Raw genomic sequence first — 14696 nt, 5'->3', positions numbered from 1 at the left:
GGGGTTTCTGGTATTTTTGGCGACCTTTGTACCGTAACAGAATAATCATGTGAAGGAGCGCAGCATGGCACTGGTAGTCCAGAAATACGGCGGCACATCGGTGGGTACGACGGACCGTATCAAAAATGTTGCCAAACGGATCATCAAAACCTACGAAGCCGGCAACGAAGTGGTGGTGGTAGTTTCCGCCATGTCCGGCGAGACCAACAAGCTGGTGGCCCTGGCCAATGAAATGTGCGACATCCCGGACAACCGCGAGTACGACGTGGTGGTGGCCACCGGCGAGCAGGTGACCATCGGCCTTTTGGCCATGCATCTCAAGTCGCTGGGGTACAAGGCCAAGTCCTACCAGGGCTGGCAGGTACCGATCATCACCGACAGCACCCATGCCAAGGCCCGGATCGAAAGCATTGACGACACAAAGATGCGCGCCGACCTGAAGGATGGCTGCATCGTGATCGTGGCCGGGTTCCAGGGCATGGACAAGGACGGCAACGTCACCACCCTGGGGCGGGGCGGTTCCGACACCTCGGCGGTGGCGCTGGCGGCGGCCCTGAAGGCCGATGTTTGCGAAATCTATACCGACGTGGACGGCGTCTACACCACCGACCCCAACGTCTGCAAGGATGCCCGCAAGGTGGAGAAGATCTCCTACGACGAAATGCTGGAGCTGGCCAGCCTGGGGGCAAAGGTCCTGCAGATCCGCTCCGTTGAGTTTGCCAAGAAATACAACGTGGACGTGCATGTCCGCTCAAGCCTGAACGACAATACCGGTACCATGGTTACCAGGGAGGATACGGATATGGAAGGAATTCTGGTTTCAGGAGTTGCCTACGACAAGAACGAGGCAAAGATTGCCGTTCTGGGGGTACCCGACAAGCCGGGCATCGCCGCCCGTCTGCTGACCCCGCTGTCCGACGCAGCCATTTCGGTGGACATGATTGTTCAGAACGTGAGCCACGACGGTCTCACCGACTTTACCTTCACCGTCACCAAGGCCGACCTGAAGAAGGCGCTCCTGATCACCAGCGAGGCGGCCAAGGAAGTTCAGGCCAAGGAAGTACAGGCCGACGAGAACATCGCCAAGATATCCATCGTCGGTCTGGGAATGCGCAGCCATGCCGGTGTGGCCACCCGCATGTTCGCCGCTCTCTCCAAGAACAACATCAACATCGGCATGATCTCCACCTCCGAGATCAAGATTTCGGTGGTGATCGACGAGAAGTACACCGAACTGGCCGTGCGGGTGCTGCACGAGGAGTTCGGCCTGGCCGGCTGATTCTCCGCAATGCCGCTTGCTGCCCACATCAACGGGGATGCCGGACAATCCGGCATCCCCGTTTCGTCTCTTCCCGGCATCACCGGCGCCATCCTGGCCGGTGGCGCCTCAAGCCGCATGGGTACCGACAAGGCCCTGCTTGAGCTGGCGGGGGAACGGCTTCTGGCGCGGGTGTACCAGCCCATGGCCTCCCTGTTCGCCAGCACCCTGCTGGTGACCAACAACCCCGAACGGTACTCCTTCCTTCCCTGTCCCGCCGTGCCGGATCTCTATCCCGGAGAAGGCTCCCTGGCCGGCATCCACGCCGCCCTCCATCACGCCCCCACCGACCTGGTCTTCGTGGTTGCCTGCGACATGCCCTTTGTGAGTCCCGAACTGGTACGGCATATCTGCGGCCTGGCCCCGGGATACGATGCCGTGGTGCCGCTCAGTCCGGACGGCATCGAGCCGCTGCACGCCCTCTACCGTACCAGCTGCCTGCCGGTGATGGAGCGGATGCTGGAGAACGGCGAAAAACGGATACGGGACCTGCTCAACCGGGTGCAGAGCCGCATGCTGCCCTGGGAGGAACTGGTTTCCCTTCCCGGTGCCCGGCGCAGCTTCCTGAACCTCAACACCCCTGCCGAGTTTGCCGCAGCAGTCGCAGATCCCTGACCAGCTGTTCCAGAACGTCGCTCCACGCTCCGCGCCGTTCCTGCCGGTACAGCCGCGCCGTGGGGTACCAGGGGCACTGTTCTCCGGCCAGCCCCCAGCGCCAGTCCGGCGCACAGGGAAGCAGCACCAGAACCGGCTTGCCCAGGGCACCGGCCAGGTGCGCCACCGCCGTGTCGATGGTGACCACCAGATCAAGCTGGGCGATCAGCGCCGCCGTGTCGGCAAAGTCCCGGATCAGCACAGTCAGGTCGGTCAGGGGAAGGGGGGGCGCGGTCTGCCCCTCGCCGATCAGCAGTGAAACGAAGGTGATGCCGGGGAGAGCGGCCAGGGGAGCCAGCAAATCCGCCGGAATGCTGCGCCCCGGATCGGGGTAGGGTTTGCCGGCCCAGCAGAGGCCGACCCGCAGTGAACCATCCTGCGGCAGCAGGCTGCGCCAGAAGGGGAGGCGGTCGGCCGGCGGCGTCAGGTAGGGGATGGCGGCCGGAATGGTGGTGGCGGTGGTATTGAACCACAGCGGCAGGGACAAAAGCGGCAGGTGACAGTCAAAGGCAGGGAGCGGGCTCCCCATGGGGTAGACCTGAATCCGCGGGTCCAGGGTGGCCATCAGGGGGGCCAGCGGCGGGTGGCACTCGAACAGCACCGTGGCGCCCCGCTCGCAGAGCAGCGGCAGGTAGCGGCAGAACTGCAGCGTGTCGCCAAACCCCTGTTCGGCATGAATCAGGATGGTCCTGCCCGCCGGATCTTCCCCCTGCCAGACGGGCTGTACGAAACGGCGCGGAGGCGAGGTGAAGCGCCGCTTTCGCCAGCGCCACTCGTACTCCCGCCACCCCTCGGCATACCGGCCGGTGAGCAGCAGCACAAGTGCCCGGTTCCAGTGGGCTTCGGCATGGTCCGGCGCCTGGGCCAGTACCGTCTCCGTTTCCGCCAGCGCCTCCTCCACCCGGCCCAGGGCCTGCAGACAGGTGGCCAGCGCCACCCGGGCGTCGTGCAACTTCGGGACCAGCTGCAACGCCATGCGGTAGCTGGCGGCAGCCTCCTCGAACCGTGCCGTTTCCAGCAAGGTGGTGGCCCGGTTGTTCCAGAGCAGCGGTGCTTCCGGCCAGCGGATCAGGGCAGTGTCGTACAGCGCCAGCGCCCCCTCGAAACGACCGGCATCGTGCAGCGCCACCCCTTCCCGCAGCGTCCGGTCAAGTTCATGCAGGGAACCGTCTGGAGTGGTCATTCGGCTTCTCCGGATACATGTTTCGTATGCTGTTTCATGATTTTCACAATATTCACCGGCACGCTCTCCTGCTCGCAGATCAGGAAGTCCAGCACGAGCCGGTAGGAAGTAGTGATGGATACGGCATGCAGCCCATCCAGCCTGCCGGAACCGTTTTGGTAAGCGTTTCTTGGCCTGCCGTTTCTAATTGAGACGCAACTCGCAGTGGACACGGTAGACTTGTTTATGATTCCAGGAATACCTCACGGAATACACACATGACTCGGGACCAGCATAGCTTGCTAGGCCTTTGTTAGGTGGGACTTACCCCCACTGCTCCTTCACAGTTTCTCGGCGTACCACACAATCTAATGCCTCCGGAACAATCAGTCAGAGCCGAACGACGGCACGCTTGCCTGACAGCTCCAGCTGCTTTTCACCAGGTTGCCTGATTTTTAGTGTCTCGAAAAGAGGATACAGATGCTCGAAAATAAACTGGTCTGCGCTTTTGATGTTGTTGCCGGAGATTTTCAAATTCAGACGGTTGCCAGTAATTTCGGCCGCTGTTGCCGTCACGATGCCGCTTTTCACCAGGCCGGATTTGATCTGATATAGCTTGGGAGCCGTCCCTCCTATAATGCTCACCGATACCGGTGCGTTCTCACTTTCACGGTTTGCTGCCATGATCATGGCAGTGATTGTTTTACCGCCCTCTTCATGCATCAGAGAACTGATGGCATTTTCCACAACCACCTGCAATGCGGATAAAACAGCTTCTTCCTGTAACGAAGCAACCGGCTGTGTATCACGGGCCGGTGCTCCCAGGGAGGTCATCGTGTTGTATTTCAGGTTGCGGATATCCATTGATATGGCAGCCGTGACGGTACTATTTTGTTCATCAAGAAACAGTTCATCAATGCGGTATTCAAGCACCAGGGAGTCAGGCATGTCTTGCTTGATCCGGTCGATAAGCTGGTGGTCGATCCTGAAATCAAATGAGGTAGCGTCAAAAAATACTCCGACCAGATGCCGGTCTTTGCTGGTAAACTCCCGGTAACCGTCACGATTAGTCAAATCCTCGACTGAAATGCCGCGATCCTGGGCTTTTTTGACGATAATGCTTTTGATGATGCGCTGGATGTCGGTGTAATACTGAACAAGTTTGGTATAGCGCACCCCGGCTCCGGTCTTTTGAAAGAGGCGCTCCTGTTTGCCGGTGGAGGGCGGACTCTCCAGCACCAGCAGCCGCCGGCTCCAGCCGCCATCTCCCTCCACGCCGGCCTTCCTCAGATCCCTGGCAATCCGCTCTTCATGCAGGTGTACGGTAAACTGCATCCTGTAGCCGTCACCATCGGCCACTAGGTCTCCCGGAACTGTAGAGACAACGTATTGTGCCTGAGCTTCGGACATTTCCTTCAGGACTGACTCGCTGACCGCGCTGTTTAGCCGTTTTATGTAGGTGCGTACGGCTTCCTTGCGGGCCAGTTCGTCAAGATGCTTTTTAGCGCTGTACCGGGTCTCGCCGGAGCCAACGGTAACCATGACATTCTGAGACACCAGGACAGCTGCCGGAGCTGTCGTCACTAAGAATGCCTGTGTCAACAAAAAAAAGCCCAAAATATTGCATACTATCTTCATTTACTCCCTCCGGTGGTGCTGTATGCACCTTTATTCGCTTCTATCTTCGCAAGGTTGGCCTCTGAAAGCTTGTCAGCCATGTCAAGGGCTAAGAGGCACCGCCCGATCCCGTCGGCAAATGAAAGGTCGGTTGGGCGATAGTGGTGGAAGGCAAAACGCCAGACCTGTAAGGCACGTTCGAAGTTTCCAAGCGCCTCTTCTGAAAGAGCAAGATTATACAAATAGTCGACCCGTGCCGCCAGGTAGGCTTCAGCGTCGGCCTCAATTTTTCTAGGTTCCGGAGCTACGTAGGGCTTGCGGTCTTGGGGGGGCTTCAGAGCGTTTTCCCGTTCAAAGTCAAGTTTATGTTTGCGGGTCAGGGCCTCGGCAACTCCTTTTCTAAAATCCAGACGCTCATATATCGGCGCCATTGCTTCGCTAATTTCCTGGGTTAGAATTTTTTCAACAATGTATTTGATGTTGGCAGTATAGGCTGAATACAGAATCAATTCCCTGGTAACTTTGTCCGGTGCCTTTACCTCCAACTCAAATTCCTCATCATGGGGTACCACCTTTTTGTTAAATTCCTTCATCGCTTGCTCAGATGAGTTGATATGGTAATTCAGCAACGAAGGAATAGTGGTGAGGTTTCTGGAAACTGTAACATCGCCGGTCACTTTTATGCTCTCTTGCTTTCCTGCCAGCGTATTAAAAAATGAAGTTATGGCGGACTCTTCCTTTGTCTTCAGCATTGCCGCCTTGTCCCGGGCCTCTTTTTTTCCAACCAACTCTGATTTTAACAGCAACTTGCCGTTTTTCAGAATTGCTTCATCACGACTTATCTCAAAAAGCTGGGTAATTTTTTCAATTTTACCCTGCGTATTCATACGGTAAATGGAAATACTCATTATGAGCGCGGCATTGACGGAACGATACGGGATGACGATCGGTTCATCCTTCATTTGCGTGGTTAGCCTAGCGGTACTGTAAACCGGCTTGCCATCCTTAGTCGTGCCGGATTGATACCGTACGTATTTCCAGCTTTCCAGAGTTTCCTTGCTGGGAATGATGTTGTGATACTCGCCTTCTCCATGTGGGGCAACTTCCCACCACAATTTTCCATAGACAAACGCATCGATCTTCTGCTTCACCTTAACACCACCACGTGACGTTGAAAGAATGTACTTTTCAATGCCTGGGTCAGCGAGTGAATAGAAGGGGCTTTTATAAAAGATGTCATGCACCGCCTTAGTCGCAAGCTTCACCATGTCGTCGCTTGCCGCATAGCGCCCCATTTCGCGGTTATCAACGGTATTGAATCCGGCAATGGCAATTTTGCTCACACCGGTCAGCTTCAGCTCACCTGGTTGCTTGATAGCTATTTTGGTAGTGGGGGTGGCGCACCCCGCCATAACTAGCATTAAACTCAGCATCAACATTTTCTTCATGCAAGAGCGCATAGTAATCACCTTCTTTTGTTTTCTTTACTGTCAAAATCAGTCGTTCTTTTTTCAGGCTTTTTCAACTTCATATCCTTGACTTTGTCTTTAATCGCAACAAGTTGGGCAAGCTTTTGTTCTACCTGGATGTTTGTTGAGTCGAGATCCAGCGATTTACGGTAATATTCATGAGCAAATTCAAGATCTCCCATAACTTCATGCAATGTACCTATATTTTCAAAATCAGCCACAAATGGCTTGCCTGCGTCCTTGATCTTCGCATCTTTGTCAGCCTTTGCTTTTATACTTGCGGCGGCAAGCTCCTTGGGATCCTTGATGGTCTGTTCAAGTTTGCGCAACTCGTCTTCGTAGGCCTTGTTGATACTTTCTTCTACGGATTTCTGCTTTGCCTCAAAAGATTTAACAAGCGGCTGCAAGGCTTCCATGGCTTCGCTGTAGGCGCTTGCTTTCATCAGGGTAATTGATTTCGGGTCTCCCTTGTCGTTCAGTACAAGCGGGCGAGTTTCCTTGTAGGGACTAATGGACTTAACCACGGTATCGAGGGAGTCATCGATCAGCTCTGCCATCAATTGCGAGAAAAGCGGTAGCGAGGTTTCCTGAAGAGTATCTCCTCCTGTTTTTCTGTTTACCTTTAGGTTTTCAAATCGATTAGCATACAAAACCTTTCCGTCGGCTCCTCTGATTGATACGTCAAGGTTCCCTTCAAGTGTATGTTCACGATAATCAACCTTTGTTTCCTTGCGACGGACAGAAGCATTTTTGGTGTCTGCGGATGATGAGGGAACGCCTTTTTTGCTGTATTTAATGACATAGGGAACGGTTTTTAATTCAACGCTAACCACGTCAGTACCTCGATTTTCACGGAACGTAAGGTCGGAAACTATAGAGATTTGCGCTCCCAGCATTTTTTCTGAACTGGCATGCCGCAGACCGAAGCTGCCGGGCAGCCTCCCGGTCAGGCTGTTCAGTTTTGCTCCACCATTTCCGTACAAATCATCAGCGACCTTAATATACTGTTCATTGTATATCTTGGCACTTAAACGCTCTTTTAGGTAAGCAGCAGATAGGTCATCAAAACGGCCCGGTACATTCGATTGTACTTTCACCTTGGGTTGCATGATGACCACCTTCGCAACATCAGAGACATTACTAACGATTTGAGGAGGCATGGTGTAGGTGGCAAAAAGTTTACGTTCCGTGGCACAGCCGCTCAACATTGTTACGATAGCAACCAGGATAATAAACAAGAGAGTGTGCATTGGTGCATTTGTATAAAGTCGTGTTTCGTTTGTCTGCATGATGACAACCTTTCACTATTTTTTCTTTGAACGTTTTTGAGATTTGGTGGATGGTTGCTCACCCGTGTTGGCCAGCTTTACCGATGGGCTGATGGGAACAGTCTCTGCCGTTGTGATTTCTTCGGCATGTTGGACCAGTTCCTCCGGCGATAATTCGTTGAGCGCCAGTTCCGTCCCGCTGTCACCAAGCTTTATACCCAGACGCCGTGCATTTACTTCAAGTCGTCCCAACGCGTGGGCAGAGGCGCGTACCAGTCCGTCATCAGCTGTTAACCCGAGTATGCGAGAATGCCCCTCGAATACTTCAAGAATGGATGACGGTGATACATCAAGCGCTTCCTTGACGGTCAGAAAAAGATAGTAGTTGCTCAAATCAAGCTCCATGGAACGATCGATTACGTCTTTCTCTCCCTTTTTTCGTCGTTCTTCATTGGCAAGCTTTAGGCTGTTGTAATATTCAAGGTTCAGTTTTGCCGGGATGGAAGCTGGCTCCATTGGCAGTAGAGAAGAGATTTTCGAAAGGAGCGTCGGGGTCGGTCCGGAGAGGACCATTTTCTTCAGATTCTCATTGGACCGCTCTGGCATAAATGCGCCCACCGGTTTTTTGTCGCGATTCACCATATCTTTCACCTTGGCAACAACCTGCTGACCAAGCTGTCCCAATAGCACGGTAGCTTCGGCAGGCTTGCCGTTTTGCGGTGTGGTCGATGTATCATAGGCAATGACATTGAAATAGCCTATGGGGATAAGATTCTTGCGTTCGTATATTGAAACAGAGGCAATGAAAGAACCTGTGGCCGACTTGGTGGTTTCCGTCACCAGATACTCATAACCGTTAATTGGTTCGCCATTGCTGTTGGTAATCTCTTTCTCTTGCTTTAGGGTAACCGTGTTAAACCTTGTATCTGCCGTCGAATCCTGGCGATAGGAGCAAAACAGATCAACATTCATAAGGTAATCGGCATTCGCAGTGTTTCCACTCACAATGCGGAAAGCATGTTCAGGTGCGGTTTCCTGCACTTTTTTCATTAGTTCTTCCAATCTAGTTCGCAATTTGTCTGCAGAGGCATACCTGCAGTTATTGCCCCGATCAAGAGAGATGATCTGTACGGTCGAACCAGCCGGAATGCCAGATAACTGGGATGGAGTATCCATGACAACCTGAGTGTCCGGTTCGATGCGCGTTGTAACACATCCTGCGGCTAGCAACAGAAAGACGGCAAAAACGGCAAGCCTGATTCTTGACATATGTATCATCCTCCAAGTGTGGTAAGTACCGGCGGGAATCGTAAAAAAAAACGCCGTATATCCTAAGAAGCTATGGATATACGGCGTTTCCGAGCATGCACACAATGCATAGTATTGTTGCTTGGCCTCAAACGTCTTCTCTTGAAAAAGCGGGGATGAAGTCGCATATGATCTTCCTGCCAAAATCCAAGATGTTGATACGGCATCAGGGAATGGCAATCTTGGTACAGGAAACTCTGGAGAATATATTCTGCCTGCTTTTGAATGTTTTTGAGAGCTTGAGGTGTATACACAACAGAAAATCAGTTTGTCAAGAGAAAGCTCCGGTAGCCAAGCCAAATAATATTCAGCTTACGCCGAGACCTCGTAGGGATGGGCTTGTAGGTTTGTATATAATATAGAGTGTGCTGAACTCTTCAGAAAATAGGGACATCCCCTTTTTTCAATCAGATCCTTCATGGCACGATTTTCAAGAGCCATGTCAGCGTACATGCGTTTGAGACGGCTGAGTTCCTGTTCCATCTCTTTCATCCGCTTGAGATCGGAAACCGACATACCGCCGTACTTGGACTTCCAGTTGTAGTAGGTCGCATCACTGATTCCGTGCGTGCGGCAGACATCCTTTACCAGCATGCCGGACTCAACCTCTTTGAGAATCGCGATAATCTGGGTTTCGGTGAAACGGCTCTTCTTCATCTGAACCTCCTGGCGCTTAATAATGCCAGAAAGCTCTACTTTTAACATGGCTTCGTTTTAGGGAAGTTTACGCTTACGGTATAATTTAGACAATGTTGCAGTCACGTACGAAAAACCGATCTGTTCTTGTTCAAGGCGAACATTCTGGCCATATACATTCTGCTGGAGCGCCCTGTAAAGCTTTCCCTCAGACTCGGTGAGATTCGGCACGTTGCTCATGCATCTTTTCTGGTCTTCCTCTTTTCCCCAGAGGGGCTTGAATGCTATTAAGGTTGCATGATCCATGAACAACGATTTCGCACCAGGGAAATAAGCTCTGAACTGCGACAAAATCGAAAAACCATGGGTGTCGATGTCGCCCCAATACCAAAGCTCTCTTTTTTTCAGCCACTCAGCATTTTTTATCGCTGACACCCCATATCCGCCCCCGAATACCACTATTGCACCTTCATGTTCAGGGAAGCTCAGGGCGTTAATCTTGTTCTCAGTGAAAAACACCCGCTCACATGGGAGGTCAAGGGAACAAAACTCCGAGGCGGGGAGTGACATATCGGTTGCGCTTGGCCATGGGGATAGGCTCTTGTCCAGTATCCTGAAGCGTATCAGCGTTTCATCATGTTTTAGCCCATAACGTCGCTCAAACCCGCTGCCGGCCAGCCCGGAAACAGCGTGATTGATAGCCTTGGTCGGCAGAATAATGTCGAGCAGATCCCGCAGAAGCGCCTTGTTGTTCTCGATAAATTTCGTGTCTATCCCTGGAATGTCCAGTTGGCGCAGATAAAGGTTTCGACTCGGGTTTTCCATGAAGTTGTTGCAAGCGACAATAATACGTGGCCAAACGGTTGCAGCGTCAATCGTTTTGAGAGGGTGCCCTTTGATCCATTCCGTGATTTGATCAGGGGCCAAAGCTGTTTCACGGGTGACCTCCATGAGGCCCTGGTATGTGCTGAAGTCTTTGGTCTTACCCGTGAACCTCAAAAAATCGTCAAGCGTCTCGAACTCCGCAGACGTAGGGATCTGCTGCTGACCCAGCTGACGATGGGCCGATTCGGTAAACCTGATCACATAACCGTATCCCTTGGCCGCCTTACTGGCCGTCTGTAATGAGCGCGACCATGCGGAGACATCCGGGAACCTTTCAAGTAGTTCTCTTGGAGATGGCTTGCCAAGCGATATGCTTATGGGCGTGAATTCCAGGGCACAGGAAACCTCGCGCCAAAACCCGTCAGACTGCCAGATACGCAGGCATTTCTCCTTTATTTGATCAGGCGTAAGCATTGGTTTCCTCGACAGTTACCGCTTGTGCTGTGTTTGTCTCCAACAGGAATTCTTCCTTCTTGGCCCGGTACTCCGCGACTGTCATGTTCCGGACGACCGAATTCTTTCCCTCATAGTTGTGTATGTAATGGATCGACTGGACATAGTCCTCGATGATGTTCAGTTTTTGCAGGGGCGTAATCAGCATGAATTGCAGATCGAGCTTTTTGAACAGCTCCATGCCGTACCTAGTACTTTCCTCAGACATGCGGCCAAAGGCTTCGTCAATCGCAATAAAGCGGAAGGCCCGAGATCGTTTTTCTCCCCAGTTCAGGCCGAACTGGTATGCCAGCGCCGATGCCAAAATGGTGTAGGCAAGCTTTTCTTGCTGGCCGCCTGATTTCCCCAGCGAGTCGTCGTAAATTTCGTGCTCCTCACCGGTGTCTCGGTATGCCTCCCGAGCAAGAAATGAAAACCAATTGCGGACATCGGTGACCTTTCTGGTCCAGGCCGTTTCAGCGCGGAGCTTTTCCACTAGGTCCTTGACCTTGATGAAGCGCTCCTCGTTGTAGCGGTCATCCTCCTGGGTGGCGTTGTACATGCAGTCCTTGAGGGCACTTTTGAAGAGGTCTACGTCACGGTCAAACCGGGCTTCCGGGACCAGTTCAATGTATCTGCTGGGGTTGTACTCAATCTCCCTCAGGGATGTGTTGATGTTCTCAATTCGGGAAACGATTTCGTCCTTGTTGCGCTCAAGCTCGTTGATAAGCAGCGATATGCCGTTGATGGTCTGCTCGCGCAGCATCGTTTTGAAAGTGACCTGGTGGCGTGGCAAGTCCTCAGCCTCAAGCTTTTCAAGCATCCGGCAGAATTCATCGAACGAATTCATGGTGGCGGTGACTTCCTTGCACTCCGCTTCGTATGTCGAGGTAAACTTGGTCATCGCCTGCACTATTTGTTGGGATTTTTCATTGAGCTTTTTACCCAGCGCCTCAGACTCCTGGTCCAGCATGGCGCCGATGGAACGTTCTGCCCCGCCGGTCTCCTTGATATTCTGTGGGACCCTGATCTGGCGCTCCGCCCTGAACGAATCAAGAGCAGGCCACAAATTTTCCTGGTCTGGATTGATGTTGGCTACGGCAGTTTGGTACTGTTCCTGCGCCTCCTTTAACCCGTTTTCCAGCCCACCTTTTTCAACAGCCAGTTTTTCCAAGCTCTCTGAGTTTTGCTGGATGTCAATCTCAACCTGCTTAAGTTCATGGCGCATGGTGGCAAGGATGTTGGAGCTTGATTCAATCTCGAGCAGGTTGTCGTTCAGCTGGGCGATCTCCCTTGTGATCGACTGCCAATCTATGTCGCTGTAAGAGCCAACCCCTTCCAGTTGTTTCAGGGCGTCACGCGTCGCTTCAAGTGAGCGCAAAAGACCTTCAAGGCGTGTTATTTCTTTTTCGTGACCGGACCGGATGACAAACAGTCGATCGGCCTCTGCCCGCATCACCTTGATCTTGTCCTGGTTATTCCATCCGAGGATAAAGGTGCTGCTGTCGTTCAGATCACGTCTGTCGTCTTTTTCGTGCTTGTTACCGCCGGACTTGATCTGCCCCTGCAGCGTAACGGCCATCGGTTTAGAGCGGAATTCTTCCATTGTCCGGCAGCAGATATAATCGCCAAACATCTGGGTGAGCCTGCCGTTCAGGTAGCTGAAGAATTCCGATTCACGTCGAATCTCAAGTTTCCGGTAAAGGGAGTCCGGGTCGGTTTCTTTACTGATGGTTACCGTGGGCGCTTTGTCCTTTTTGACGTAGAAGTAGGTGAGCCTGCCACGCAGGTTGGTTTTGTTCACATAGTCGCTGACCTTTTGATACAGGGAATCGGAAACCAGCAAGCTCAAACCGAAGTTGTGCAGCACCCTTTCAATGACGCCCTGCCATTCCTTCTCCTGGTCGGCGACCTTAATCAGTTCGCCGGCGAACGGCAACGCCTCTTCGCTCACACCAAGGGCTGAGCATATGTCGGCCCTGATCTCAGAAGGACGTCCGTGGATATTGCTTTTCCGGGTTTCAAGGTAGGCAACGTCTCTGGTCAGTCCAGTCAGTTTTTCATTGGCCTCTTTTTGAAGCCCCTTGGCCTCTGCGAGGCAGTCGAAAGATGCTGCCCGCTCTTGTTCGACTTCATCCAAACGTTTTTGAGCTTCCGTCTGTGTAGCAGAAAAGTCTTCAGCGGATGAAACGGGGTTGAGTCCGGCCTTTTCAAGGTGGGAGTTGTACTTGTCCCATTTTTGCTGTTTTCTGGTTTTCTGCTCTTCGAGGTGCTTGATTTGCCGGGACAGCTCCTCGATCGCGCCACCACCATTCAAGTCAATGTTCCGCTGCAGCGTTTTGGCTGTGGTTTGGGCGCGTTCAAGGCTCAATTTAACCTGGCTATAACGAGACTGGGTTTGTTTAAGTTTTTGCCCCAGCGCAGCTATCTCTTTTTCAAGAAGAACCTTGCTCTGGTGTGCGATATACGACGGGAGGACCGCTTTGAGGTCGAGCAGTTTTCCCCGCTCCTCAACCATGGCTGCATAGGCCAAACCTTGTGTCCTGACGGGCTGCAGCATCTCAATTTGGTTCTTGGCCTTCAGGACCGCCTTGTGGGCGTGGTTCAGGTTGTCAAAGTTGTTGTACAAATCATTGATAGTGGTGTCGATCTTCTCAGGTTTCTCCAGCATGAGAGACTGGACAAAGCTGGTCAGGTTCTCGATTTTCTTGGTTGAGATGGTGTCCCTGAACAGGAGCAGAGCTTCGCGCGAAAGCCCGCCAAAATACCGGCGGAACCGATCGCTGTAGGGGCCGAAGTCGTCGAAGGTCTCGGTGTCAGGCGTCTGGTTCAGTCGTTTTTTCAGGTTACGGGAGTCATTTCCGAAGTCGGTGAAGTCCCCCAAGATGTTGAGAGGACGGGTTGCCGTGACAAAAAACGATTCAGGTTTGTGATTACGGATCGAGAATACAACAGCAAGGCAAACAGTCTCCTCGTACCCATGGTTGTAGAATGTCGCGAGCAGCACAGAATAGACATCCTCGCCGCGGATATACACCGCCTCCTTTTTTGATGATTCATCACCTCGGATGTTTTTGTAAAGGCCCCGGATGTAGGTATAGCTGCTACGTTCTTTCGAACCGCCACTCGCATCACTGGATGCTGACTTGTTAAAGCGGGTCTTGCCGGGTGGCACCAGCACGGTCTGAAGGCCGTCCACCAAGGTGGTCTTGCCGGAGCCAATATCGCCGGTCACTAGACAGTTGTTGCCGCCTGGTTCAATGTTCCAAACCTTATGGCTGAAGGTGCCCCAGTTGAGGACTTCAAAACGCTTCAGCCGAAAGCCGGCTACGTTGCTTACAGCGGATGCTTCAAGCGGCTGCTCGGGCATGATTGGTGTACTCCTCTAGTCTTTGGTTGAAGTCTGCAAGCCATTGAGCGTTTAAGAACGATTTCAGTATCCGCATGACCTCGTACTGCTCTCCCTCGATCTTGAGTTCGCGCAAGATTCCGTAGTCGATAAGCTTCTTTATGTCAGCGTCGATCTTGCCGATCAGCTTCGCTTGGTTGAGTTGTTCCGGGTAGTAGGCCAATAGTAATTCTCTGATCGCGTTTTTGCCGAGAATCAGGCGGGCCTCCGTGCTTGAAGCTTCGTGCTCGACGAGCGTTTTTCTCAGAAGAACACACATAAGGCTCAGGCTAAACGTCAATGGCTGCTTTCTGATAAGCGTCGTTACTGGTTGGCCAGAATCATCTTCGCGGTAGTCCTGCTTTAGGTATGCATGCCCCTCTGCTTCGTCGACGTACAGACGCAGACCGATGATCTGGAAGTAGTTCTCAAGCGATACCATGTTGTTGAGCATGGCAATCCACAGTTTTGGGTGAGTGTCCTTGTACAGAATGGTTTTTAGTAGGTGGATGGTGACGGACCTTATTTCGGGTGAATCAGCATATGAAAGTGCCATGCC

At 52.6% G+C, this 14696-nt stretch carries 11 protein-coding genes; 2 read left to right on the top strand and 9 right to left on the bottom strand.

The window, feature by feature from the left end; all coding sequences use genetic code 11:
• Positions 1-64: 64 nt before the first annotated feature.
• The gene (locus RAK07_RS07745; protein ID WP_305732262.1) at positions 65-1279 is read left to right on the top strand and encodes an aspartate kinase; all 1215 of its coding nucleotides are present in this window, start codon (positions 65-67) and stop codon (positions 1277-1279) included.
• Between the two features lie 9 nt (positions 1280-1288).
• Positions 1289-1933, top strand: a complete 645-nt coding sequence (gene mobA, locus RAK07_RS07740; protein ID WP_305732261.1) for a molybdenum cofactor guanylyltransferase — start codon at positions 1289-1291, stop codon at positions 1931-1933.
• Here mobA and RAK07_RS07735 read toward each other — a convergent pair.
• The 9 genes from RAK07_RS07735 to RAK07_RS07695 all read right to left on the bottom strand — a co-directional run bounded on the left by RAK07_RS07735 (position 1890) and on the right by RAK07_RS07695 (position 14693).
• Positions 1890-3155, bottom strand: a complete 1266-nt coding sequence (locus tag RAK07_RS07735) for a tetratricopeptide repeat protein (RefSeq protein WP_305732260.1) — start codon at positions 3153-3155, stop codon at positions 1890-1892. The two genes, mobA and RAK07_RS07735, sit on opposite strands and share 44 nt — an antisense overlap.
• A 369-nt stretch (positions 3156-3524) precedes the next feature.
• Positions 3525-4772 carry a hypothetical protein gene (locus RAK07_RS07730; protein WP_305732259.1) on the bottom strand — a complete coding sequence of 416 codons (1248 nt, stop codon included), beginning with the start codon at positions 4770-4772 and terminating at the stop codon, positions 3525-3527.
• A complete protein-coding gene (locus RAK07_RS07725) occupies positions 4769-6199 on the bottom strand; it encodes a hypothetical protein (RefSeq protein ID WP_305732258.1) in 1431 nt (476 codons plus the stop codon). Before RAK07_RS07725 ends, RAK07_RS07730 begins: the two co-directional genes overlap by 4 nt.
• Positions 6200-6216: 17 nt before the next feature.
• Positions 6217-7509: a cell envelope integrity TolA family protein gene (locus tag RAK07_RS07720; protein ID WP_305732257.1), complete on the bottom strand. Its 1293-nt coding sequence runs from the start codon at positions 7507-7509 to the stop codon at positions 6217-6219.
• Between the two features lie 15 nt (positions 7510-7524).
• Positions 7525-8757: a hypothetical protein gene (locus tag RAK07_RS07715; protein ID WP_305732256.1), complete on the bottom strand. Its 1233-nt coding sequence runs from the start codon at positions 8755-8757 to the stop codon at positions 7525-7527.
• Between the two features lie 351 nt (positions 8758-9108).
• A complete protein-coding gene (locus tag RAK07_RS07710) occupies positions 9109-9453 on the bottom strand; it encodes a transposase (RefSeq protein ID WP_305732255.1) in 345 nt (114 codons plus the stop codon).
• A 57-nt stretch (positions 9454-9510) separates the two neighbouring features.
• Positions 9511-10731, bottom strand: coding sequence for a Wadjet anti-phage system protein JetD domain-containing protein (locus tag RAK07_RS07705; RefSeq protein ID WP_305732254.1), 1221 nt, complete (start codon positions 10729-10731; stop codon positions 9511-9513).
• Positions 10718-14119, bottom strand: a complete 3402-nt coding sequence (locus tag RAK07_RS07700) for an ATP-binding protein (RefSeq protein ID WP_305732253.1) — start codon at positions 14117-14119, stop codon at positions 10718-10720. Before RAK07_RS07700 ends, RAK07_RS07705 begins: the two co-directional genes overlap by 14 nt.
• Positions 14100-14693 carry a DUF4194 domain-containing protein gene (locus tag RAK07_RS07695; protein ID WP_305732252.1) on the bottom strand — a complete coding sequence of 198 codons (594 nt, stop codon included), beginning with the start codon at positions 14691-14693 and terminating at the stop codon, positions 14100-14102. Before RAK07_RS07695 ends, RAK07_RS07700 begins: the two co-directional genes overlap by 20 nt.
• Between the last annotated feature and the right edge of the window lie 3 nt (positions 14694-14696).

The organism is Trichlorobacter ammonificans, from assembly GCF_933509905.1.
Lineage (GTDB): Bacteria > Desulfobacterota > Desulfuromonadia > Geobacterales > Pseudopelobacteraceae > Trichlorobacter > Trichlorobacter ammonificans.
The sequence above is the reverse complement of the archived record's forward strand: the minus strand, read 5'-3'. Positions and strand labels throughout refer to the sequence as shown.